Origin of the sequence: Acidovorax sp. ST3 (assembly GCF_003231145.1) — a bacterium.
In the GTDB taxonomy this organism is placed as follows: domain Bacteria; phylum Pseudomonadota; class Gammaproteobacteria; order Burkholderiales; family Burkholderiaceae_C; genus Acidovorax.
This window is the reverse complement of sequence record NZ_QKVP01000002.1, coordinates 861060-885403: the sequence shown is the minus strand read 5'-3', so window position 1 is coordinate 885403 and position 24344 is coordinate 861060. Positions and strand designations below refer to the sequence as shown.

19 protein-coding genes are annotated in these 24344 nt (G+C 56.6%); 16 read left to right on the top strand and 3 right to left on the bottom strand.

Annotation, left to right across the window (positions count from 1 at the left end; translation table 11 throughout):
• Nucleotides 1-80: 80 nt before the first annotated feature.
• Nucleotides 81-1085 carry a protein-methionine-sulfoxide reductase catalytic subunit MsrP gene (gene msrP, locus DNK89_RS08975; RefSeq protein WP_110959860.1) on the top strand — a complete coding sequence of 335 codons (1005 nt, stop codon included), beginning with the start codon at nt 81-83 and terminating at the stop codon, nt 1083-1085.
• Between the two features lie 61 nt (nt 1086-1146).
• Nucleotides 1147-1803: a sulfite oxidase heme-binding subunit YedZ gene (locus tag DNK89_RS08970; protein ID WP_110959756.1), complete on the top strand. Its 657-nt coding sequence runs from the start codon at nt 1147-1149 to the stop codon at nt 1801-1803.
• Nucleotides 1804-1868: 65 nt separating this feature from the next.
• Here DNK89_RS08970 and DNK89_RS08965 read toward each other — a convergent pair whose 3' ends face one another.
• Both DNK89_RS08965 and DNK89_RS08960 read right to left on the bottom strand, forming a co-directional pair.
• Entirely contained in the window at nt 1869-2696 is an 828-nt protein-coding gene (locus tag DNK89_RS08965; protein ID WP_015012654.1) for an MBL fold metallo-hydrolase, read from the bottom strand.
• A gap of 115 nt (nt 2697-2811) precedes the next feature.
• Nucleotides 2812-3018, bottom strand: coding sequence for a lipoprotein (locus DNK89_RS08960; RefSeq protein WP_110959755.1), 207 nt, complete (start codon nt 3016-3018; stop codon nt 2812-2814).
• A gap of 12 nt (nt 3019-3030) precedes the next feature.
• Here DNK89_RS08960 and cyaY point away from each other — a divergent pair, with 12 nt between their 5' ends.
• Entirely contained in the window at nt 3031-3360 is a 330-nt protein-coding gene (gene cyaY / locus DNK89_RS08955) for an iron donor protein CyaY (RefSeq protein ID WP_110959754.1), read from the top strand.
• A gap of 49 nt (nt 3361-3409) precedes the next feature.
• On the opposite strand, the gene DNK89_RS08950 is transcribed toward cyaY, so the two are convergent.
• Nucleotides 3410-5803 carry a penicillin-binding protein 1A gene (locus tag DNK89_RS08950; RefSeq protein ID WP_110959753.1) on the bottom strand — a complete coding sequence of 798 codons (2394 nt, stop codon included), beginning with the start codon at nt 5801-5803 and terminating at the stop codon, nt 3410-3412.
• A 267-nt stretch (nt 5804-6070) separates the two neighbouring features.
• Between DNK89_RS08950 and DNK89_RS08945 the strand changes: the two genes are divergently transcribed.
• The 13 genes from DNK89_RS08945 (at nt 6071) to DNK89_RS08890 (ending at nt 24207) form a co-directional block, all read left to right on the top strand.
• On the top strand, nt 6071-7150 hold the full coding sequence (locus DNK89_RS08945; RefSeq protein WP_015012658.1) for a pilus assembly protein PilM: 1080 nt from the start codon (nt 6071-6073) through the stop codon (nt 7148-7150).
• Nucleotides 7147-7767: a PilN domain-containing protein gene (locus DNK89_RS08940; RefSeq protein ID WP_110959752.1), complete on the top strand. Its 621-nt coding sequence runs from the start codon at nt 7147-7149 to the stop codon at nt 7765-7767. Before DNK89_RS08945 ends, DNK89_RS08940 begins: the two co-directional genes overlap by 4 nt.
• Nucleotide 7768: 1 nt before the next feature.
• Entirely contained in the window at nt 7769-8431 is a 663-nt protein-coding gene (locus DNK89_RS08935; protein ID WP_110959751.1) for a type 4a pilus biogenesis protein PilO, read from the top strand.
• Nucleotides 8431-8973: a pilus assembly protein PilP gene (locus DNK89_RS08930; protein ID WP_110959750.1), complete on the top strand. Its 543-nt coding sequence runs from the start codon at nt 8431-8433 to the stop codon at nt 8971-8973. Before DNK89_RS08935 ends, DNK89_RS08930 begins: the two co-directional genes overlap by 1 nt.
• Nucleotides 8970-11105: a type IV pilus secretin PilQ gene (gene pilQ, locus DNK89_RS08925; RefSeq protein WP_110959749.1), complete on the top strand. Its 2136-nt coding sequence runs from the start codon at nt 8970-8972 to the stop codon at nt 11103-11105. Before DNK89_RS08930 ends, pilQ begins: the two co-directional genes overlap by 4 nt.
• Before the next feature lie 22 nt (nt 11106-11127).
• On the top strand, nt 11128-12630 hold the full coding sequence (locus tag DNK89_RS24245; protein WP_153064274.1) for a hypothetical protein: 1503 nt from the start codon (nt 11128-11130) through the stop codon (nt 12628-12630).
• A gap of 99 nt (nt 12631-12729) precedes the next feature.
• Entirely contained in the window at nt 12730-13830 is a 1101-nt protein-coding gene (aroB, locus tag DNK89_RS08920) for a 3-dehydroquinate synthase (RefSeq protein ID WP_110959748.1), read from the top strand.
• Nucleotides 13831-13875: 45 nt separating this feature from the next.
• Entirely contained in the window at nt 13876-15057 is a 1182-nt protein-coding gene (locus DNK89_RS08915) for a deoxyguanosinetriphosphate triphosphohydrolase (protein ID WP_203422221.1), read from the top strand.
• A gap of 274 nt (nt 15058-15331) precedes the next feature.
• Nucleotides 15332-15994, top strand: a complete 663-nt coding sequence (locus DNK89_RS08910) for a DUF1415 domain-containing protein (protein WP_110959746.1) — start codon at nt 15332-15334, stop codon at nt 15992-15994.
• Nucleotides 15991-16926, top strand: a complete 936-nt coding sequence (locus DNK89_RS08905) for an SAM-dependent methyltransferase (RefSeq protein WP_238990728.1) — start codon at nt 15991-15993, stop codon at nt 16924-16926. Before DNK89_RS08910 ends, DNK89_RS08905 begins: the two co-directional genes overlap by 4 nt.
• A 142-nt stretch (nt 16927-17068) precedes the next feature.
• On the top strand, nt 17069-17776 hold the full coding sequence (locus tag DNK89_RS08900) for a transposase (RefSeq protein WP_110959745.1): 708 nt from the start codon (nt 17069-17071) through the stop codon (nt 17774-17776).
• 170 nt (nt 17777-17946) lie between these two features.
• Nucleotides 17947-22680, top strand: a complete 4734-nt coding sequence (locus tag DNK89_RS08895) for a glutamate synthase-related protein (RefSeq protein WP_110959744.1) — start codon at nt 17947-17949, stop codon at nt 22678-22680.
• A 48-nt stretch (nt 22681-22728) separates the two neighbouring features.
• Nucleotides 22729-24207, top strand: coding sequence for a glutamate synthase subunit beta (locus DNK89_RS08890; RefSeq protein WP_110959743.1), 1479 nt, complete (start codon nt 22729-22731; stop codon nt 24205-24207).
• Nucleotides 24208-24344 lie beyond the last annotated feature (137 nt).

Here is a 24344-nt window from a genome sequence, read left to right as displayed (position 1 = left end):
CCTGAGCGGTCCAGGGAACGAACTAACAGTTGTTCTGCTCTACCGCTGCAGCTGTTTCCCCCTAAATGACCGGAGCCACCATGCTGATCCCCTCACGCGATTCGGGTTTCAACCACCCGCACTCCTCCGAAATCACCCCTCGCTCGGTCTATGAAGACCGCCGTCAGATGCTCAAGCTGATGGCGGGCGGTGCTGCTGGCGCCGCCATGGCCGCTTGGGCGGGCCGGGAGGCCCTGGCGCAGCAGGTGGCGGTCACGCGCCCCGGCAAGCTGGCGCCTCTGGCGGGTGCCAAGTCGGCAGTAGCGGGTGCGGTCTCCATGGAGAAGCTCACCGACTACAAGGACGCGAGCACCTACAACAACTTCTACGAATTTGGCACCGACAAGGTCGACCCCGCCCGCAATGCGCACACCCTCAAGACCAGCCCGTGGACGGTGGAAGTTGAGGGCCTGGTCAAGAAGCCCGGCAAGTACGGCATTGAAGACCTGATCAAGCTCAGCGCGCAGGAAGAACGCATTTACAGACTGCGCTGCGTGGAAGGCTGGTCCATGGTCATCCCGTGGGTAGGTTACTCGCTGGCCGAGCTGATCAAGCGGGTGGAGCCGCAGGGCAGCGCCAAGTACGTCGAGTTCGTGACCCTGGCCGACAAGGCCACCATGCCCTTCGTGGGCTCGCGCGTGCTGGACTGGCCTTATGTGGAAGGCCTGCGCATGGACGAAGCCATGCACCCGCTGACCTTGCTGGCCTTCGGCATGTACGGCGAAGTGCTGCCCAACCAGAACGGTGCACCCGTGCGCCTGGTGGTGCCATGGAAATACGGCTTCAAGAGCGCCAAGAGCATCGTGAAGATCCGCTTTGTCGAAAAGGAGCCAGGCACCGCGTGGAACAAGGCGGCCCAGCAGGAGTACGGGTTCTATTCCAACGTCAACCCCAATGTGGACCACCCCCGCTGGAGCCAGGCGACCGAGCGGCGTATTGGTGAAGACGGCTTGTTTGCCAAGAAGCGCAAGACGTTGATGTTCAACGGCTACGAAGCCCAGGTTGGCCAGCTCTACGCGGGCATGGACCTCAAGAAGTTCTACTGACAGCCTGGGCCTCGCTACCGTCCTGGGCGGTGTGCGAGGCCACGGTGGTTCTTGAATCGCGATGCGAAAACTATTGCTCCACCCCGCCGCCAAGCCGGTGGTGTTTGTGCTGTGCCTGTTGCCGCTGGCATGGCTGGTCTACGCGGCGGTGGCGAACCAGCTGGGCGCCAACCCTGCAGAGGCGTTGATCCGCGCCACCGGTGACTGGACGCTGCGGGCGCTTTGCCTGGTGCTGGCGATCACTCCACTGCGCGTCATCACCGCCACCCCGCAACTGGCGCGGTTTCGGCGCATGCTGGGTTTGTTTGTGTTCTTTTACGGCGTGCTGCACCTGCTGAGCTACAGCTGGTTCGACATGGGTTTTGACATCCCGGACATCCTGCACGACATAGCGAAGCGGCCCTTCATCCTGGTGGGCACATTGGCCCTGGTGTTACTGGCCCTGTTGGCTGCCACATCGTTCAACCGCGCGATCAAGGCCCTGGGCGGCAAGCGCTGGCAGGCGCTGCACCGTACTGTCTATGCAGTGGCCGGGCTGGCGGTGCTGCACTTCTTCTGGATGCGCGCAGGCAAGAACAATTTTGGTGAAGTGGCCATCTATGCCGTCATCCTCAGTGCGCTGCTGGGCTGGCGGCTTTGGCATCGACTGCGCAAGCGGTCAGCTGCACCAGCCGGTGCAGCGGCAAGACGGACAGCCGCTGGATCTCCGGGAAGTTGAATGCTATTAAATTTATAGCTTCTTGGGCTTGTAGTTGTAGCGCTTGCAGTCGATTTGACCAACATTTACCCATTGACTGCCCGCAGCGCAGGGCGCATCTGCCGGGTCACAGGGTCGATGTACGCGGTGGGAATCTGGTAGGCGCGATCATCGAACAGGTCGATGCCGCACATCAGGTTCTCGATCCATTCAAAGAAGTCGCTAATGGCTTCCTTGCCCATGATCGGGGCACCATGCTGCGGCACGATCATGGCAATGTCGAGCTGCCGTGCCATGCGTGCCCACAGGCGCAGTATTTTGTTGGACACCATGTAGCGGCGGTGGAACCCCTCCATGCGCGGAATGTGCGCCTTGAGGTCAGTCACCGGCACACGGGCCTCGGCCCCCGACATCATCGATACGCCCAAGTCGCCTGTGAATAGGATGCGACTGACCGGGTCGTAGAAGTGGAAGTTGCCCTCGGAGTGCATGAAGTGCGCAGGCAGCAGCACCAGTTCATGGCGTCCCAGTGGCAGGTGGCCGCCACCGTCTGGCACACCGATCACGCGGTTTTCGGTTTTGCCCACCTTGGTGAAGTGCGGTGCAAAGCGCTCCCAAACTCGTGAGATCACCAGGTTGGCCTTGGTGCTGGTCATCCAGCGGTCCAGCGAGGCGATGATGTCCGGGTCTGCGTGCGAGGCGATCAGGTACGACAGCTTGTGCGGCGGGAAATGCTTGGTCATTCCCATGAACAGCTCGTTGAACGCGAGATTGCCGCCCGGGTCGATGATGGCGCCGGTGTCGTCGTCCACGATCAGGAACTGATTGGCCTGCACGGCCTGCCCATCTTCCTCGATGAGGTCGGTGAACATCAGGCAAGCATGATTTTTGTCGCGGTAGAGTTCCAGGGCCATGGCCATCCTGCGGTGCAATAAAGCGCAGACTGTACGAGTACCCCTAAGGTTTGTGCTTGATGGAAATCAAGCGAAACCGCATTGCCTAGCCATTCTGCGCAGGCGATCGAATGCTTCAGCGTGGCTGCGAGGCGCTGGCCGCAGGCGACGGCGCAGTGTTGGTGTCGTTGCCCGGCGTGAGTGTTTGCGGCAGCGTGGCACGCTGGCTCGCAGCAGGGCCGGTCGGCAGATACAACGGCCCCCGCTGGCCACAACCGAAGAGGGCTGCCGCACTGGCAGCAAGGACAAGCGTCCTGACTAGAATTTGGGGAGCTTTCAACATGCGCAAATTGTAATGACCGACCTCGAATTCATGGACCACGCCGAACAACTGCTGCTTGCCGTCGAGCGCAGTTGTGATCGCATCAACGACACCTCGGATGCCGATGTGGACAGCCAGCGCTCGGGGGGCATGGTGACCTTGACCTTTCCCAATCGCAGCCAGATCGTGATCAATCTGCAAAAGCCGCTGCACGAGGTGTGGATGGCGGCCCGATCGGGCGGCTACCACTACCGTTTTGATGGCAGCCACTGGCAGGACACCAAAGGCGCAGGGGAGTTTTTTGCGTGCCTCACGCGTGACGCATCACAACAGTCCGGGATGTCGCTGCAGTTTTCTGCGTGACGGTTTCCGCCCCGCCAGCCTGAGGGGTGGCCTAGGGGCGTCAGGGCGATCAGTTACGGAACAAGTCCAGGATGCGACTGCGCTCTTCAGAAGGAGGGGGCGCCTGGGGGGCTACCGCCGGAGATGCGGATCGGTCTTCCACCCCCACGCTCGAAACACCCGCGTTGCGCGCGTATTCCTCGTAGAACCACTCGCCGCCCACATTCACGACACCGGGCGGCACCGTGGGCTCCATCACAGGCACACCCTTGAGCGCGCGCTCCATGAAGCTGATCCACACCGGCAGGCTCAGCCCGCCCCCGGTTTCCCGGCTGCCCAGATTGCGCGGCGTGTCATAGCCAATCCAGGTCACGGCTGCGATGGTCGGCTGGAAGCCGGCAAACCACGCGTCCACCGAATCATTGGTGGTACCGGTTTTGCCATAAAGATCGGGCCGCTTCAGGGTCGCCTGAGCGCGTGCTGCGGTACCGGTGCGGGTCACTTCCTGCAACAGGCTGCTCATGACAAAGGCGTTGCGCGCATCAATGGCACGTGGCTGTTCACTCAACGCAGGAGGTGTGATCTCCGAAATCACCCGGCCCTTGTGGTCGGTGACCTTGGCGATCAGCCAAGGATTGATGCGGTACCCGCCGTTGGCGAACACCGAATACGCAGAGGCCATTTGCAGAGGCGTCACTGAGCCTGCACCCAGCGCCATGGTCAGGTAGGCGGGGTGTTTCTCGGGGTCGAATCCAAACCGTCCCACCCATTCCTGTGCCGTCTTGGGGCCTACGGCCTGCAGGATCCGGATGGAGATCATGTTCTTGGACTTCGCCAAGCCCGTGCGCATGCTCATGGGGCCGTCGTACTTGCCGTCATAGTTCTTGGGCTCCCAGGGTTGGCCGCCGGTGACACCTGCATCAAAGAACAGCGGGGCGTCGTTGATCACGGTGGCGGGCGTGAAGCCTTTTTCGAGCGCCACCGAGTAAATGAAGGGCTTGAAGCTGGAGCCCGGCTGGCGCCAGGCCTGCGCCGCGTGGTTGAACTTGTTTTTGTCGAAGTCGAAGCCACCCACCAGTGCACGAATGGAGCCGTTGCGCGGGTCCAGAGCCACAAAAGCGCCTTCCACTTCGGGCAGCTGTGTAATTTCCCAGGCGCCCTTGGGTGTCTTGACCACACGGATCACAGCCCCACGCCGTATCTTGATATTGGGAGGGGCCTTGTCGCTGAGACCGGATTGAGCAGGCTTCAGTCCATCGCCTGTGATCTCGACCGAATCCCCGTTGGCACGGGCGGCCAGGATGCGTTTGGCGGATGCCTCCAGCACCACCGCGGAGAGCACGTCGCCGTTGTCCGGGTGGTTGGCCAGTGCGTCATCAATGGCGTCTTCCACCTCCTGGGCGCTGGCAGGCAGCGCCACAAACTTTTCGGGCCCCCGGTACTGCTGGCGCCGTTCGTAGTCCATGATCCCACGCCGCAAGGCGACATAGGCCGCCTCTTGTTCTGCAGCATTGAGGGTGGTGTACACATTGAGACCGCGTGTGTAGGCCTCGTTGCCATACTGGGCAAAGATCAGCTGGCGGGCCATTTCCGCCACGTATTCAGCGTGGATGCGAGTGTTGTCGGGCCCCGTGCGGATTTTCAGTTCTTCTTTCTTGGCTTGCTCTGCTTGTTGCGCGGTGATGAAGCCGTTTTCTTCCATCCGTTCGATGATGTACTGCTGACGAGCGCGGGCACGTTTCGGATTGCTGATGGGGTTGTAGGCAGACGGAGCCTTGGGCAAACCGGCAAGCATCGCAGCTTCGGCGATCGAAACGGATTTGAGCGGTTTACCAAAATAAGCTTCGGAGGCAGCCGCAAAACCGTAAGCACGATTGCCGAGGAAAATCTGATTCATGTAAATCTCAAGAATCTGATCTTTGGTCAGCAAATGCTCCAATTTGAAGGTTAGTAAGATTTCGTAAATTTTGCGAGTAAATGTTTTTTCTGAGGACAGATAAACATTACGCGCCACCTGCATGGTGATCGTGGAAGCGCCTTGGCTTTTTACCCGGCCCAGATTGGCGAGACCCGCACGCAGAACGCCTTTGTAGTCCACTCCGCCGTGCTGGAAGAACCGGGCATCTTCAATCGCCAAAACGGCGTCTTTCATGACCTGCGGAATCTCGCCGATGGGTGTGAGGTTGCGACGTTCTTCGCCGAACTCGCCCAGCAGCGCCCCTTCCGCTGAGTACACCCGCAGTGGCAATTTGGGGCGGTAGTCCGCCAAGTCAGAGATGTCGGGTAGATTGGGGTAGGCCACCGATAGAGCCACGGCGATTGTGAGCGCTAGGCCTACTGCTGCCGCTGCCGCTAGTCCCGTGATCCAGAGGGTGATGCGAACCAACCAGCGAAGCCAACTGGGGCGGGTGCGAACAGGAGAGGAGTCCGACTTGTCGGAGGACTTCGAAGGGGAGGGCGGCATATCGCTCCGATGAGGTAAGACTGCCCATTATAAAAATGTCCACCGCTAGGGCTCGAAATCCAATTTCGTACTTGGCAAGGTGCCGCCGAAAGGCTTCCGGTAGTGGCCGAGCGGTATTGCAGTGCCCAAAAATTTCGTCTGCTTTTGGCAACGCTCTCGGAACGTTACAGGGGGAAAAATCTTTGCTGGAGAACTATCTTACTGATAGCATTCATGTGAAGTGTTAAGTTTTGTTGCCTCATTTTGGCAAGTTACAGGGGACCAATCTTGATCTCAATGGGGTCTTTGTTCAATCGCCAGTCTGCTCCGCTGCTGGGAATCGACATCAGCTCCTCCAGTGTCAAGCTGGTGGAGTTGGGGCGCGATAAGGCGGGGAGTCTGGTCCTAGAGCGTTGCGCGATCGAGCCACTGGAGCGGGGCTGGATCACCGATGGCAACATCGAAAAGTTTGACGAAGTGGCGGACGCATTGCGTCGCTTGGTCAAGAAGAGCGGCACTCGAACCAAAAACGTCGCGCTTGCGCTGCCCCCTTCCGCAGTGATCACCAAGAAGATCACGCTGCCAGGTGGTATGACCGAGCAGGAGCTTGAGGTCCAGGTGGAATCCGAGGCCAACCAGTACATCCCGTTTTCGCTCGACGAGGTGAGCTTGGATTTTTGCGTTATCGGCCCAAGCAAAAACGCCCCAGGGGATGTTGACGTTCTGATTGCCGCGTCCCGGCGTGAAAAAGTCCAAGACCGACAGGGCTTGGCGGAGGCCGCTGGATTGAAGCCCGTGGTAGTCGATATTGAATCCCATGCATCACGACTGGCTGCGGGGCGCCTCATTGAAGCGCTGCCGAATAAAGGCGTGGATGCGATGGTGGCCCTTTTCGAGGTGGGAGCCCTGACGACCAGCATGCAGGTGATCCGAAACGAAGAGGTTCTGTATGACCGTGACCAAGCCTTTGGCGGCGCCCAGCTTACTCAGTTGATTGTTCGTCAATATGGTTTCTCGGTGGAAGAAGCCGAGAGCAAAAAGCGCAGTGGTGATTTGCCAGAAGACTATCAATCAGCGGTCCTTCGTCCTTTTGTAGACAGCATGGCCCAAGAAATTGGCCGGGCCCTGCAATTTTTCTTCACGAGCACGCCGCACAACCGCGTAGATCACATCATGCTTGCCGGAGGCTCAGCCCCTCTGCCGGGGCTTACAGAAGCTGTCACTCAACAAACCGGTTTCGCGTGCAGCGCTGTCAATCCATTTGATGGCATGGAAATCGGAAGTTCCGTGCGACTGAAAAAAATGGTGCGTGAAGCGCCCTCTTACCTGACCTCTTGCGGTCTCGCTATGCGGAGGTTTCTGCAGTGATCCTCATCAATTTATTACCTCATCGCGAGGAGGCGCGCAAGCGTCGCAAGGAGGCATTCCAGGCGACGATGTTTGCATCATTTTTGTTGGGTCTCGCCATCGCCGGAGCTATCTATTGGTGGTTTCAGATCATGATCACGGATCAGCAGAATAAAAATGCATTTCTGCAGCAGGAGATCCAGGTGCTGGAAGGGCAAATTAAGGAGATTGCTTCCATCGAGGACGAGATCGCCTCGTTGCGTGCGCGTCAGAAGGCTGTGGAAGATCTGCAGTCTGACCGTAACCTTCCTGTTCATCTGCTTACCGAAATGGTTAGGCAATTGCCAGATGGTGTCTATGTTACTGCAATCAAGCAGGCCGGCCAGACCATTACCATGCAAGGAATGGCTCAGTCCAATGAGCGTGTTTCTGAGTTGCTGCGGAATTTGGCCAGTAACACGCCATGGCTTGCTAAACCAGAACTGGCTGAAATTACTGCTAGCAGTGTGGCGCTAACGCCGCGAGATCAACGGAGGGTTTCTGCTTTTAACTTGAGATTTCAGTTAGTTCGGGCTAGTGATGCACAGAAGTCAATAGAGGCTGCGAGTGCTGCCGCTTCTTTGCCAGGAGGCAAATGACATGGCGAAAACAAAGGAAAAATCGATAAATCTTGCAGACCGGTTGGCAGCTGTTCAGCGGCAGTTTAAAAATCTCGATACCAAAGATCCATCTGTTTGGCCTATAGCGCCGAAAGTGATCCTTTGTATTTTCATTGCTAGCGCTGTTGCTGTAGTTTCATGGTTTGCCTTTTTGCAAGACTACGAGGTACAGCTAGACGGCGAGCGCAACAAGGAGGTCGCCTTGCGTAAAGATTATCAGCAGAAGCTGGTCAAGGCTGTAAGTTTGGATGCGCTGAAAAAGCAGCGTGAGCAGATTCAGCAGTACGTGATTCAGTTGGAAAAACAGCTACCAAGTAAAGCCGAGATGGCAGCGTTGCTTTCTGATATTAACCAAGCTGGCTTGGGCAGAAGTTTGCAATTTGAGTTGTTCCGGCCGGGGCAGGTTATTGCAAAAGATTATTATGCTGAATTGCCAATCTCTATTCGTGTGACTGGAAAATATCATGATATTGGTTCTTTCGCTTCGGATATTGCACATCTCTCGCGAATTGTCACCTTGAATAATATATCGATATCTCCTGGCGCTCGTGAAGGGTTAACCTTAGATGCCACGGCGCGAACCTTCAGATATTTGGACCCCGAGGAGATTCAGGCGCAGAAGAAAGCAGGGGGGGCTAAATAATGAAAGCTTTAGCTGGATTGTTTATTATTGGAATTACATTTATCCTCTCCGGTTGTGGCTCTTCCGGCGAGGAGGAATTAAGAGTGTGGATCGCAGAGCAGCGGGCAAACACGAAACCGAGTGTCCAGCCCTTAACTGAGCCCAAAAAGTTTGTTCCGGAGGCATACGCCCAAGATGGTACTACGGATCCATTTAACCAGATCAAACTAACACAAGCACTAAAGCGGGACTCCAATCAAGTGGCTTCAAATGTGGCGCTCATTGCGCCAGAAATGACCCGTCGCAAGGAGCCATTAGAGGCTTTTCCATTAGATACGATGGCTATGGTAGGTAGTTTAATAAAATCCGGGTTGCCTGCTGCATTGATAAAAGTTGATAATTTGATCTATCAGGTTAAGGTTGGCAATTATCTCGGGCAAAATTACGGGAAAATTGTTCAAATTAGTGAAAATTCCGTTCAACTGCGCGAGATCGCACAGGATGCGACTGGGGATTGGATAGAGCGTTCGACATCGCTTGATCTACAAGAGGCTAAAAAATGAAGCAAAACAGTGTAAGGTTTTCGAATCACTGCCGTAATATAGTTGTTGGCATTTCAGCCCTCATGGTCTCCTTTTGCGCTCTCGCTCAGGGGACTATTAGTGCTGTATCTGCAAGCGTGCAAAACGGTGTTGAAACCTTGAGAATTGATTTTTCTGATTCTGTTGTGATAAGCCCGACGGGATTTGTGACTCAATCTCCCGCCCGCATTGCTCTTGATTTCCATGGAGTTAGTAATTCTTTTGGTAAATCTGTGTATGAATCTAATTTGGGTAATTTGAGATCAGTTAATATCGTGGAGGCGGGGGGGCGCTCACGCGTAGTGTTAAATCTTAAAGTTCCCGTTGGCTATAAAACAGATGTTCAAGGGAAATCCTTATTTGTGGCGTTAGATGGCGCGGCTGGCGTTAGTGGAGCGCCCGTTCGCACTGCTTCATTTTCTGAGAGTCAGAACAGTGATATATTGCCGTTGAAGGATATCGATTTTCGTCGCGGTGCTGATGGGGCCGGTAGAGTTATTGTTAACCTCGCAAATAATCAAGTGGGTGTTGATTTGCAGCAGCAGGCGAAAGGTGTTGTTGTTGAATTTATGCGCTCTTCTCTCCCCGAGGGATTGCGCCGGCGACTCGATGTCACCGATTTTGGAACGCCCATACAAAACATCACCACAACCCAAACCGGCGAGCGAGTTCGTATGTTGGTGGAGTCCAGTGGCGACTGGGAGCATAGCGCTTATCAAAGTGACAATCAGTTTGTTATTGAGATTCGCCAGAAAAAGGTTGATCTCAGCAAACTGACTCAGGGGCCTGGATATTCTGGAGAAAAGCTTTCCTTGAACTTTCAAAATATTGAAGTTAGATCGCTTCTACAAGTAATTGCGGATTTTACCAATTTTAATATTGTTACTTCAGATACGGTAACTGGAGCGCTTACACTAAGGCTCAAAGATGTTCCTTGGGATCAAGCCCTTCAGATCATCATGGATGCCAAGGGGCTTGGAATGCGAAAAACCGGTTCCGTTCTATGGATCGCTCCCAAAGATGAGATTGACACCCGTACGAAAAAAGACTTTGAAGCGGCCCAGGCAATTCAAAAGCTCGAACCACTAAAAACCCAAGCATTTCAGTTGAATTACGCAAAAGCTGCTGATATTGTTACGCAGCTTACAACCAGTGGAGGAGGCTCTGGTGTGGCTACTACTACTCGATTTTTGTCTGAGCGTGGGAGTGCTATATCGGAGCCCCGTACAAATCAATTATTTGTAACAGATACCCCCAGCAAATTGGAGGAAGTTCGTTCATTACTGGCAAGTTTGGACGTTGCCGTACGCCAAGTACTTATTGAGGCACGTATAGTGGAGGCACGCGATACTTTTGGCCGCTCGTTAGGTGTTCGTTTGGGGGGGACAGATTTGCGCGCCAACCGCGGTGGGGACGGCGGATATGGAATAGGTGGAAATAATCGCGTAGCTTTTGGCACATCTTACGATAATGCTGTCGCGTCGAGTGGGGCTGGTGGAACCACTGTTACTAACAGCAACTTCGTTAATCTGCCTGCGAGCCTATCGAATGTCAACAGCGTTGGCAATTTCGCTCTATCAATATTCAATTCAGCTGCTAATCGATTCTTGACGCTAGAATTATCTGCGATGGAAGCTGACGGGAAAGGTCGCATTGTTTCTAGTCCCCGGATCATTACTGCGGATCAGACGAAGGCTTTAATTGAGCAGGGTACTGAATATCCTTACGCCGTCACTGCGCCTAATGGTGCCACAACGTTGGCTTTCAAGAAGGCGGTGCTGAAACTGGAAGTAACCCCTCAAATAACACCAGAAGGAAATATAATTTTAGACCTTGATGTTAACAAAGATAGTCGTGGTGAAACAACAACCCAAGGTGTGGCCATTGATACGAAGCACGTGAAGACTCAGATTCTTATTGAAAATGGTGGTACTGTTGTTATTGGTGGTATTTTCGAAATGGAAGAGACGAACCAAGAAAACAAAATACCTCTGCTTGGTGATGTGCCAGTTGTTGGAAATTTGTTCAAAAATAGAACTCGAGAATCAACGAAACGCGAAATGTTGGTTTTTATAACTCCGAAGGTTATCACGGAGCGTAGTGCGGCTCGCTAATAAAATGGGAAGGATGTAGTTTATGCGATTTTTACAAATTGTTGGCGCAGGCGTGTGTGCTCTCCTGATCACCGCTTGCGGCGGTGGCGGGGGAAATCCAGGTTCGTCAGGCGGAAATGGAAGTCAGCCAGCCGGTACTCTGAACCTTCAGGTGGTATCTGGTGTTGCTGGCACTCAAACTTTCTCAATCACAGCGTCCGAAAAGACTGCAAAAGCTAAAATAGTACTGAAAGATAAGGGCGGCGCGCCTGTTAAAAACACTATTGTTACCTTTAGTGAAACGGGTGGCGGATTATTGAAATTCAGCCCCGATTCCAAGACGGCCCTTACAAATACCAATGGGGAGGCTGAGATCGATATTGAACCCGTTTCTACCACTTCGATTGGGGCAACTTCGGTGTCTGCTACTGCACAAGTATCCAGTGAAGCTGTGACAGGTGTTCAGAATTTAGCTGTTACTAGTGCAGTAGTGATTGGTGTAAATCCACAGCTGGTTGCTAGTGCTCTAAATTTCATCAGTGTTGATCCGTCAGATAAATCTATTGTAATAGCTGGTTCTGGAGGTAATGGTCGGTCCGAATCGGCAATCCTTCGTTTCAGGGTTGTAGATAAGGATGGTAACCCGGTCAAAGATGTGTTGGTAGACTTTGCTGCGGTTCCTACTACTGCTGTGACATTGAACGTACCATCCGCCAAGAGTAATGCCGATGGCATTGTGGCTACGTCTGTTTCATCTAAATCGACTCCCACAGCTGTTATTATTCGGGCAACGGTTAATTCTCGCGATATTGTCTCGCAATCTGACCAGCTGACTGTGACTACAGGCGTTGCCGTGCCTCGGGGGTTTGACTTGTCAGCGTCTAAATTCAATTTAAATAATGATATTTCAGGTGATAATTCAATTATCCGTATCGGCATAATTGACGCAAATGGTAATCCCGTCTCTGATGGGGTTCCAGTTATCGCTACTGTAGATTTCGGCCGTGTGGGTACCTCGGGTCGCGGCGGGTGTACGACTGTCAATGGCCTCTGCACAGTGGAGTACCAAGTTCAAAACCCTCGTCCCACTGATGGGCAAGCCGTTAACGTTACAGTTTCCACCCAGGTTGGCAATGGTGTGCAAATCAGCGATACGATTCGTCTAAGCAGCACGAGTGTTGGTAATGTCGACTTTTACGATGCGACGGGTGCGGCGGTTAGTACAATTGCATTGACTGCTTCTGATTTGGATCCCAAATGTAAGGCAACTCTCAGAGGTCAGATTGGAACACCTGCAGGCATGCCGGCTCCTGTTGGCACTAATGTTGAGTTAAAGTCCTCGAGCGATATCGTGGTGTCTTCGGTGACTTCTGGCAACCCGACGCTGGATTCTCGTAGTTTGACTAGAACACCAGTTACATTGCAATTCGAGTTAAAGGACGCGGTTGTAAGTGGTCGTGCGACTATTGATTTCAAATTTACCGCCGGCACTACCGTCGGTAGTAACGTAAAAACGATCACTTTTCCGGCCTGTACACCTGTGTGATCAGAATGCTTGAAAGGAACAACAAAAAGCGGCATTGCCGCTTTTTTTGTTTGAACTGCTTGTAATATCTTTTGGATATTTTTATATATTGTAAATTAAATGGCTAACGATTTTTCTAAAGTGCATGTTGCGCTGGGTGATCGCGCATATGACATTATTATTGGAGCCAACCTGGATATTTTGCAATTCTTGAGGAGGGGGCGGGGTGGATCTTCAGCGCTAATTGTGACTAATGAAAAGGTTGGTCCATTATATTCGCCAAATTTGACAGAATCTCTGCGAAAAATATATGACAAGGTACTGAGCGTTGTTCTTCCTGATGGAGAGCTTCATAAAAATTGGCAGACCTTGAATAATATTTATGATGCTTTGCTTGAGAATGGTTGTGATAGGAAAACTGTGCTTTTCGCTTTAGGTGGAGGAGTTGTTGGGGATATGGCTGGATTTGCGGCGGCAAGTTATATGCGCGGCATCCCATTTGTCCAAATTCCAACGACTTTACTTTCTCAGGTGGATTCCTCGGTTGGCGGGAAAACGGCGATCAATCATCCCTTGGGCAAAAATATGATCGGTGCTTTTTATCAGCCTAAACTCGTGGTTTGTGATCTTAGGCTGCTTGACAGCTTACCATTGAGAGAACTGAGAGCTGGGTTGGCTGAAATTATTAAATATGGTCCAATATATGATATAAAATTTTTTGACTGGCTCGAAAAATTTATTCCCCAATTACTTGCCAGAGATACAACTGAACTATCGTATGCCGTCCGGCGCTGCTGTGAAATAAAGGCTGAGGTAGTTGGCAAGGATGAACAGGAATCGGGACTACGCGCTATACTTAATTTCGGACACACCTTTGGGCATGCTATTGAGTCTGGAATGGGATATGGAGTTTGGCTGCATGGCGAAGGGGTCGCTGCTGGAATGGTGATGGCAGCTGAATTGTCTCATCGACTAGGGCTGTTAGAAGAGAGCTTTGTTCGGAGATTGCGAATTCTGATCGAGCGTGCGGGCCTGCCTACGAAGGGGCCGATTTTAGATTCCGACGATAATGCTGGACGTTACTTGCAGCTCATGAAAATCGATAAAAAGTCAGATATGGGGGAAATTCGATTTGTGTTGATCGATGGGCCTGGCAAAGCGGTCGTTCAAGGTGCGCCAGAGGCTTTGGTGCGGGAAGTTATTGAGGCTTGTTGTGCTTGAATAGATTAGTGCGAGTCGGATTAAATTTCTCTCAGAGGTCTAGAGTTGGATAATCTTCAACGATTTTCCCTTTCCGTTTTTGCATGTAATCCGTTGCACACAAGGGGGCGCAGGATCGTTGAGTCACCACCTCCAACCCGAACTGACTACCAGCGCGACCGCGATCGAATTATCCATTCCACAGCATTCCGTCGGCTAGTCTACAAAACACAAGTCTTTCTCAACCACGAGGGGGATCTGTTTCGGACACGGTTGACCCATTCTTTGGAGGTCGCGCAACTCGGGCGGTCTATTGCGCGTTCGTTGCAGATCAACGAAGACTTGGTAGAGGCTATCTCTCTGGCCCATGATTTGGGGCACACCCCGTTTGGGCATGCGGGTCAAGACGCCTTGAATGGCTGCATGGCTGACTTCGGGGGCTTTGAGCACAACTTGCAGAGTTTGCGGGTAGTGGACCAGCTGGAAGAGCGTTACCCAATTTACGACGGACTCAACCTCACGTTCGAGACCCGGGAGGGGATTCTCAAACACTGCTCACGTACTCATGCTTTGCAGTTGGAGGCCGTGGAGCCCAACGGAGTCGGTGCGCGCTTTTTGCGCAATGAGCGGCCAAGCTTGGAGGCGCAGTTGTGCAATCTGGCAGACGAGATTGCGTACAACGCGCACGATGTTGATGATGGTGTGCGCTCCGGGTTGATTACCTTGGCCCAGTTGCAAGAAGTACCTTTGTTTGACGCATACCGTTGGTCAGCCCAGAGGGAACATCCTGACCTCAGCGCGCCATCAATGCAACGTCGCTTGTTGTATGAGGCCATCCGGCGGATGCTCAGCGCTCAGGTGTACGACGTCATTGACACCACAAAAGCCGCGCTGCAAGAGCATGCGCCGGCTCATCCCGATGAGGTGCGGAGGCTCCCGGTTCTTGTGAGCTTTGGTGGCGAGATGCGTGAACGCTCCACTACACTCAAGCGATTCCTCTTCAAGCATCTCTACCGGCATCCCAGGGTGATGGAGACTACGGGTCATGCCCAAGAAATCGTGCGTGACTTGTTCGATGCCTACATGGCACGGCCTGAAGAAATGAAAGCTGCCTTTACCGCGCGAGCCATAGAGGGCGACAGGTATGGGCGAGCGCGGGTGGTGGCCGACTTTGTTGCTGGAATGACGGATCGCTTTGCGGTACGGGAACATGAGCGCCTTACAGGGCGTCGCTTGTTGCAGGAATAGCACCCGGTCAGGATCGTAGTAAGGGGTGAGTTGCAGTTGGTTTGAATGCCGCTCGTCGCTGGCGTTGCGCAATATTCAGGTTGCGGTAGCCACTGCCGCTTGGACCATGCCTTGCGTGTGCATGTGCATTCGTTACTACTGCCGTTTCTTATCCGGGTTGAGCGTCTCCCGACGGAGCGATCGGGCTCTACGGTGGGCCGCCGCTATCGCGAGATCCGCTAATAACTCACACCGATAAAATCCCACCTCTACCCTTGCGCTTTTGCGCGCGCCCATGACATCCTCCGCCACCAACGCCGCAAAGGCGCTTCCCTATTCTGAATCCACAGATACCTACGTCCAGGACACTGTGCGCTGGTTGGAGAGGGCCGTCATTGGGTTGAATCTCTGTCCCTTTGCCAAATCGGTGCATGTCAAAGGGCAAATTCATCATGTGGTGACCTTGGCTACGACTGCTGAGGATGTGCTGGCGGCGCTGCGCGAAGAACTCCAGGGGCTTGCTAACGCACCCGCTGAAGTCAGGGACACCACGTTGGTGGTGGTGCCGCATTGCTTGCACGACTTCCTGGACTTCAATGACTTTCTGGGTGATGTGGAGTACGTGGTGCACGACATGGGGTTGGAGGGTACGTTGCAGGTCGCAAGCTTTCATCCGCAGTTTCAGTTCGCGGGCACCGATGCGGACGACGTGACCAATTGCACCAACCGCGCTCCGTACCCCACGCTGCATTTGCTGCGCGAGGCCAGTATTGACCGAGCGGCTTCAGTCTTCCCTGAGGCGGAAACCATCTTCGAGCGCAACATGGAAGTGCTGGAAGAGATGGGTATGGCCGGTTGGCTGGCGCTGGACGTGGGCGCCCATGACAACGGCGGCGAGAGCATGGCAGCCGCTGTCGCCAGCGATGAAACTCCGCCAACACGAGGCCTCAGGGTATGAATAAAAAGAAGACATCTGCAGTGACGACCGGTAAGCCCGTCCGCGACCTGAGCAAACCCAAGAGCGAGAGTGCGGAGCTGCAGGAATTGCGTCCAGGCCAATCGGTAGAACTGCTCAAAGAACTGCACATCCTCACCCGGGATGGCCGTCTCAATCAGGACTCGCGCCGCAAGCTCAAGCAGGTGTACCACCTGTTCAATTTCATCGAGCCCTTGCTGACAGAGCTATCTGAGAAGGGTAGTGGGCCCACGCTGGCGGATCACGGCGCGGGCAAATCCTATTTGGGTTTCATCCTGTATGACCTGTATTTCAAGGCGCTGGGTCACGGGCATATCTATGGGGTGGAGACACGGGCGGAGCTGGTAGAGAAGTCGCGCGCGCTCGCGCAACGGCTTCAATTCGGCCGAATGTCGTTCCTGAATCTGTCGGTGGCTGAATCGGCCGATGCCCGGGAGTTGCCCGACCAGATCGATGTGGTCACGGCCTTGCACGCCTGCGATACCGCCACCGATGACGCCATTGCATTTGGGCTGCAAAAGAAGGCCCGGGCCATGGTTCTGGTGCCTTGCTGCCAAGCCGAAATGGCGGCCTGCCTGCGTCAGGGTAAGGCCCTTCAGTTGGCGCGTACCCCACTTGCGGAGCTGTGGCGCCACCCGCTGCACACCCGCGAACTGGGCAGCCAAGTGACCAATGTGCTGCGCTGCCTGTACCTGGAGGCCAGCGGTTACCAAGTTACCGTAACCGAGCTGGTGGGCTGGGAGCACAGCATGAAAAACGAACTCATCATTGCGCGTTACACCGGCCAGAGAAAGCGCAGTGCGGCCGAGCGCTTGCGGGCGCTCCTTGCCGAATTTGGTTTGGAGAAAGTCATGGGCGCACGCTTTGGCGTGGATGCGGTGACAGGCCTGGAAATCCACCCGACCTCCCTCTGACAGCACCCACACAGCGAGCCCGCCCGGTTCTGCAGCAGGCGGGTGCTTTCCTTGGGCAAGTGTGGATGCTGTGTGTTGCCACAACCCATTCAAATAAGGGACAGGTCTATGATCGCAGGCATCCTATTTCTGAATCAAAACCATGGCTCGCCTGCCACGCCTGACCCTGCCAGGTCATCTGCACCACGTCATCCTGAGGGGTAACAACCGCCAACCCATCTTCCACGGCGCTGAAGATTTCGAGGCACTGCTGACGCTGTTGAAAGACGGCGCAGCCAAAGAGACAGTGGCGGTTCACGCCTATGTGCTGATGGACAACCATTTCCACTTGCTCGTCACTCCGACGACGCAAGACGGCCTGCCCCGGATGATGCAGGCGATGGGCCGGCGGTATGTGCAGTATTTCAATCGCCGACACGCCCGTACGGGCACCCTCTGGGAGGGGCGGTACCGGTCCACCGTATTGCAGCCGGAACGGTATTTGCTGGCATGCATGGTGTATCTGGATCTCAACCCTGTGCGGGCCGGGTTGGTGCAGCAACCTGCAGACTACGCCTGGTCCAGCCATGCGCACTGGGTGGGCTTGCGAAACGACCGGTGGTTGGCACCACATGCGCTGTACTGGGCTTTGGGCAACACCCCGTTTGCGCGGGAGGCGGCGTACGCAGCGCTGGTTCAGGCTGGTTTGGGGGTGGCGATGCAAACGTCTCTGACCGATTCGGCACTCAGCGGGTGGGCATTGGGTGATGCGGAGTTCCTGGAGGGGCTTCAGCTGCAAACGCCGCGCCGTGTCACCCGGGGGGCGCCTGGCAGGCCACGAAGTATCAAAAACATAGCGAAAGAAGGTTGATGCGAAAGTGTTACATGATTTGTTTGCTATTATTTTTGATATGTCCCCAATAATTTCCCTGCGATGCATGGATTTTCTTAAATAAGAATCTGACCCCATTTAATTTGCTTGCCAACATATGCTGCAATGCACTAATCTCGGCTCCCCTACGAAAAATATAGGAGTGCGCCATGACCACGGCTGCCGAGATCCAGCATCTGCAACAACACGGTTTGTATTCATCGGGTAACGAACACGACGCCTGTGGCCTCGGTTTTGTGGCCCACATCAAGGGCATCAAGCGCCACGACATCGTGACGCAGGCTCTGAAGATTCTGGAAAACATCGACCACCGTGGTGCGGTGGGTGCTGACCCGCTGATGGGCGACGGCGCCGGCATCCTGATCCAGATCCCTGACGCGCTGTATCGGGAAGAGATGGCCAAGCAAGGCGTGACCTTGCCGGCGGCCGGTGAATACGGCGTGGGCATGATCTTCCTGCCCAAGGAGCACGCTTCGCGCCTGGCCTGCGAGCAGGAGATGGAGCGCGCCATCAAGGCCGAAGGCCAGGTGCTGCTGGGCTGGCGCGACGTGCCGGTCAATGTGGACATGCCCATGTCTCCCACCGTGCGCAAGAAGGAGCCCATCCTGCGCCAGGTCTTCATCGGCCGTGGCAACGACGTGATCGTGCAGGATGCGCTGGAGCGCAAGCTGTACGTGATCCGCAAGACGGCCAGCGCCAACATCCAGGCCCTCAAGCTCAAGCACAGCAAAGAGTATTACGTGCCCAGCATGTCCAGCCGCACGGTGGTGTACAAGGGCCTGCTGCTGGCCGACCAGGTGGGCGTGTACTACAAGGATCTGGCGGACGAGCGCTGCGTCTCGGCCATCGGCCTGGTGCACCAGCGTTTCTCCACCAACACCTTCCCCGAGTGGCCGCTGGCCCACCCCTACCGCTATGTGGCGCACAACGGTGAAATCAACACCGTCAAGGGCAACTACAACTGGATGAAGGCGCGCGAAGGCGTGATGGCCTCGCCCGTGCTGGCAGCCGATCTGCAAAAGCTCTACCCCATCAGCTTTGCTGACCAGTCCGACACGGCCACGTTCGACAACTGCCTGGAACTGCTGACCATGGCGGGCTACCCCATCAGCCAAGCCGTGATGATGATGATCCCCGAGCCCTGGGAGCAGCACACCACCATGGACGAGCGCCGTCGCGCCTTCTACGAATACCACGCCGCGATGCTGGAGCCTTGGGACGGCCCCGCGTCCATCGTGTTCACCGATGGGCGCCAGATCGGCGCCACACTGGACCGCAATGGCCTGCGTCCATCGCGCTACTGCATCACCGACGACGATCTGGTCATCATGGGCTCCGAATCGGGCGTGTTGCCCGTGCCTGAGAACAAGATCGTGCGCAAGTGGCGTCTGCAGCCTGGCAAGATGTTCCTGATCGATCTGGAGCAGGGCCGTCTGATTGAGGACGATGAGCTCAAAGCCAACATCGTCAACACCAAGCCTTACAAGCAGTGGATTGAAAACCTGCGCATCAAGCTCGACAGCATCGAAGCTGGTGCCCAAGCTGCGGCACCGCAGGCTGCCGACCTGCCGCTGCTGGATCGCCAGCAAGCCTTTGGCTACACCCAGGAAGACATCAAGTTCCTGATGGCGCCCATGGCCAAGAACGGCGAAGAAGGCATCGGCTCCATGGGCAACGACAGCCCGCTGGCCGTGCTGTCCGGCAAGAACAAGCCGCTGTACAACTACTTCAAGCAGCTGTTCGCCCAGGTGACGAACCCGCCGATCGACCCGATCCGCGAAGCCATCGTGATGTCGCTGAACAGCTTCATTGGCCCCAAGCCCAACTTGCTGGACATCAACCAGGTCAACCCACCCATGCGGCTGGAAGTGAGCCAGCCCGTGCTGGACTTCGCCGACATGGCCAAGCTGCGCAATATCGAGCAGTACACCAACGGCAAGTTCAAGAGCGCCACCATCGACATCACCTACCCGCTGAGCTGGGGCCGTGAAGGCGTGGAAGCCAAGCTGGCTTCGCTGTGCGCTCAGGCTGTGGATGCCATCAAGGGCGGTGCCAACATCCTCATCATCAGCGACCGCGCCGTGAGCGCCACGCAGGTTGCCATTCCTGCGCTGCTGGCACTGTCTGCCATCCACCAGCATCTGGTGGTCACCGGCCTGCGCACTACAGCGGGCCTGGTGGTCGAGACCGGTACTGCCCGCGAGGTGCACCACTTTGCCGTGCTGGCAGGCTACGGCGCAGAGGCTGTGCACCCCTATCTGGCCATGGAAACCCTGGCCAGCATGCACAAGGACCTGGGTGGTGACCTTTCTGCCGACAAGGCCATCTACAACTACGTCAAGGCGATTGGCAAGGGCCTGTCCAAGATCATGTCCAAGATGGGCGTGAGCACCTACATGAGCTACTGCGGCGCCCAGCTGTTCGAGGCCATCGGTCTGAACTCGGAAACCGTCAGCAAGTACTTCACCGGCACCGCCAGCCGCGTGGAAGGTATCGGTGTGTTCGAAATCGCCGAAGAAGCCATCCGCATGCACAAGGCCGCCTTTGGTGACGACCCCGTGCTCGAAACCATGCTGGACGCCGGTGGTGAATACGCCTGGCGTGCCCGTGGTGAAGACCACATGTGGACGCCGGACGCGATTGCCAAGCTGCAGCACAGCACGCGTGCCAACAACTGGAACACATACAAGGAATACGCCCAGATCATCAACGACCAGAGCAAGCGCCACATGACGCTGCGCGGCCTGTTCGAGTTCAAGATCGATCCTTCCAAGGCGATCTCAATCGATGAGGTCGAGCCTGCCAAGGAAATCGTCAAGCGTTTTGCCACCGGCGCCATGTCGCTCGGCTCCATCTCCACCGAGGCGCACGCCACGCTGGCCGTGGCCATGAACCGCATCGGCGGCAAGAGCAACACAGGCGAAGGTGGTGAAGACGCCGCGCGTTACCGCAACGAACTCAAGGGCATCCCGATCAAGAAGGGCGACAGCCTCAAGAGCGTGATCGGTGCCGAGAACGTGGAGGTCGATCTGCCTTTGCAAGATGGTGATTCGCTGCGCAGTCGCATCAAGCAAGTGGCTTCGGGCCGCTTTGGAGTGACGGCGGAATACCTCTCGTCGGCCGATCAGATCCAGATCAAGATGGCCCAGGGCGCCAAGCCTGGCGAAGGGGGGCAGCTGCCTGGCGGCAAGGTCTCCAACTACATCGGCAAGCTGCGCCACAGCGTGCCCGGTGTGGGCCTGATCTCGCCCCCACCACACCACGACATCTACTCCATCGAGGACTTGGCCCAGCTGATCCACGATCTGAAGAATGTCGCACCGCACGCAGGTATTAGCGTCAAGCTGGTGTCTGAAGTGGGCGTGGGCACCATCGCCGCAGGCGTGGCCAAGTGCAAGAGCGACCACGTCGTGATCGCCGGCCATGACGGCGGCACGGGCGCATCGCCTTGGTCGTCCATCAAGCACGCGGGCGGCCCGTGGGAAATCGGCCTGGCCGAAACCCAGCAGACCCTGGTGCTGAACCGCCTGCGCGGCCGCATTCGTGTGCAGGCCGACGGCCAGATGAAGACGGGCCGTGACGTTGCCATCGGCGCGCTGCTGGGCGCTGACGAATTCGGCTTCGCCACCGCTCCGCTGGTGGTCGAGGGCTGCATCATGATGCGCAAGTGCCACCTCAACACCTGCCCGGTGGGCGTGGCCACGCAGGACCCCGAGCTGCGCAAGAAGTTCTCGGGCAAACCCGAGCATGTGGTGAACTACTTCTTCTTCATCGCCGAAGAAGTGCGCCAGATCATGGCCCAGTTGGGTATCCGCAAGTTCGACGACCTGATCGGCCGCACCGATCTGCTCGACATGCGCCAGGGCCTGGAACACTGGAAGGCACGCGGCCTGGACTTCAGCCGCCTGTTCGCTCAGCCTAATGTGCCCGCCGACGTGCCCCGCTTCCACGTGGACGTGCAGGACCACAACATCGAGCACACGCTGGACCGCAAGCTCATTGAGCGCAGCAAGCCCGCCATCGAAAAGGGCGAGCGCGTGCAGTTCATCGAAGTGGCGCGCAACGTGAACCGTTCGGTCGGCGCGATGCTGTCCGGCGCGGTCACCCGTGTGCACCCCGAGGGCTTGCCTGATGACACCATCCGCATCCAGCTGGAAGGTACGGGCGGCCAGTCGTTCGGTGCGTTCCTGACGCGCGGCATCACCCTGTACCTGATTGGCGATGCCAACGACTACACCGGCAAGGGCCTGTCGGGCGGCCGCGTGATCGTGCGTCCCAGCATCGACTTCCGGGGTGAGGCCGTGCGCAACACCATCGTGGGCAACACCGTGATGTACGGTGCCACCACCGGTGAGGCCTTCTTCAGCGGCGTGGCTGGCGAGCGCTTTGCCGTGCGCCTGTCGGGGGCCACGGCGGTGGTGGAAGGCACAGGCGACCATGGCTGCGAGTACATGACCGGCGGTACCGTCGTCGTGCTCGGCAAGACAGGCCGCAACTTCGCGGCCGGCATGAGCGGCGGCGTGGCTTACGTCTATGACGAAGATGGCCAGTTCGATACGCGCTGCAACCTGTCGATGGTGACGCTGGAGCGCATCTTGCCCGCCACCGAGCAGGAAGCCACGGTGCCCCGCTCGATCTGGCACAACGGCCAGACGGACGAGGCCCAGCTCAAGAAGCTGCTGGAAGACCACAACCGCTGGACGGGCAGCAAGCGCGCCCGCGAACTGCTGGACAACTGGGCCGCATCGCGCAGCAAGTTCGTCAAGGTCTTCCCGACCGAGTACAAGCGTGCGTTGGCTGAAATTTATGAACGAAAAGTGCTGGAGGAGTCCGCTACACCAGCGGTAGCTGCTACCAAAAAAGAAGTGGCTCCCGCCAAGTAAGGCGGCGCCATCCCCCTTCGCACAGCATTCATAGACAAGGACATCGTCATGGGAAAAACTACCGGCTTCATGGAATACGAGCGCATCGAAGAGGGCTACAAGCCCGTGCCCGAGCGCCTGAAGCACTACAAGGAATTTGTCATCGGCCTCGACGAAAGCCAGGCCAAGGTGCAAGGCGCGCGCTGCATGGACTGCGGCACGCCGTTCTGCAACAACGGGTGCCCGGTGAACAACATCATTCCGGACTTCAACGACCTCGTGTACCACGCGGACTGGAAGAGCGCGATCGAGGTGCTGCACAGCACCAACAACTTCCCCGAGTTCACCGGCCGCATCTGCCCCGCGCCTTGCGAGGCAGCTTGCGTGCTCAATGTGAACGACGACGCCGTGGGCATCAAGTCCATCGAGCACGCGATCATCGACCGTGCCTGGGCCGAAGGCTGGGTGCAACCGCGCCCCGCCAAGCATCAGACGGGCAAGAAGGTGGCCGTGGTGGGCTCTGGCCCCGCAGGCCTGGCCGCTGCCCAGCAACTGGCCCGCGCAGGCCACAGCGTCACGCTGTTTGAAAAGAACGACCGCGTGGGCGGCCTGCTGCGCTACGGCATCCCCGACTTCAAGATGGAGAAGTCGCACATTGACCGCCGCGTGAAGCAGCTCGAAGCCGAAGGCGTAGTCATCCGCACCAGCGTGTTCGTGGGCGCTGCCAAGGACGGTCTGGGCAAGGACTCCAAGGTCACCAACTGGGCCAAGGAAACCATCACGCCCGAGCAGTTGAACAAAGAGTTCGACGCCGTGCTGCTGACCGGTGGCGCCGAGCAATCGCGCGATCTACCCGTGCCTGGCCGCGAGCTCGATGGCATTCACTTCGCCATGGAGTTCCTGCCCCAGCAGAACAAGGTCAACGCGGGCGACAAGCTCAAGGGCCAGATTACGGCGACGGGCAAGCATGTCATCGTGATCGGTGGCGGCGACACCGGCAGCGACTGCGTTGGCACCAGCAACCGCCATGGTGCGGCCAGCGTCACCCAGTTCGAGGTGATGCCCCAGCCCCCCGAAGTGGAAAACCGCCCCCTGACCTGGCCTTACTGGCCACTGAAGCTGCGCACCAGCTCCAGCCACGAAGAAGGCTGCGTGCGTGAGTTCGCGATCTCCACCAAGGAGTTCGTCGGCGAAAAGGGCAAGGTCAAGGGCCTGACCACCGTGCAGGTCGAATTCAAGGACGGCAAGCTGGTCGAGATCCCCGGTACCGAGAAGCACTACCAGGCCGACCTGGTGCTGCTGGCCATGGGCTTCGTGAGCCCGGTGGCCCCGGTGCTGGACGCGTTCGGCGTGGAGAAGGACGCCCGTGGCAATGCCCGCGCCACGACCGACTTTGAAGGTGGCTACGCCACCAACGTGCCCAAGGTGTTTGCGGCCGGCGACATCCGTCGCGGCCAGTCGCTGGTGGTCTGGGCCATCCGCGAAGGCCGCCAGGCTGCGCGCGCAGTGGACGAGTTCCTCATGGGTTACTCGGACCTGCCACGCTGATCCTGCGCATTGCGCACCCTCACGGTCACGGCGCCTTCGGGCGCCGTTTGTATTGGTGGGGCTTGGCTTCAAGCTGTGGCAATGACCGGGCGTCAGCCTTCTGGAGGCTTTGTTGGCACAATCAGGGGTTCTGTCAA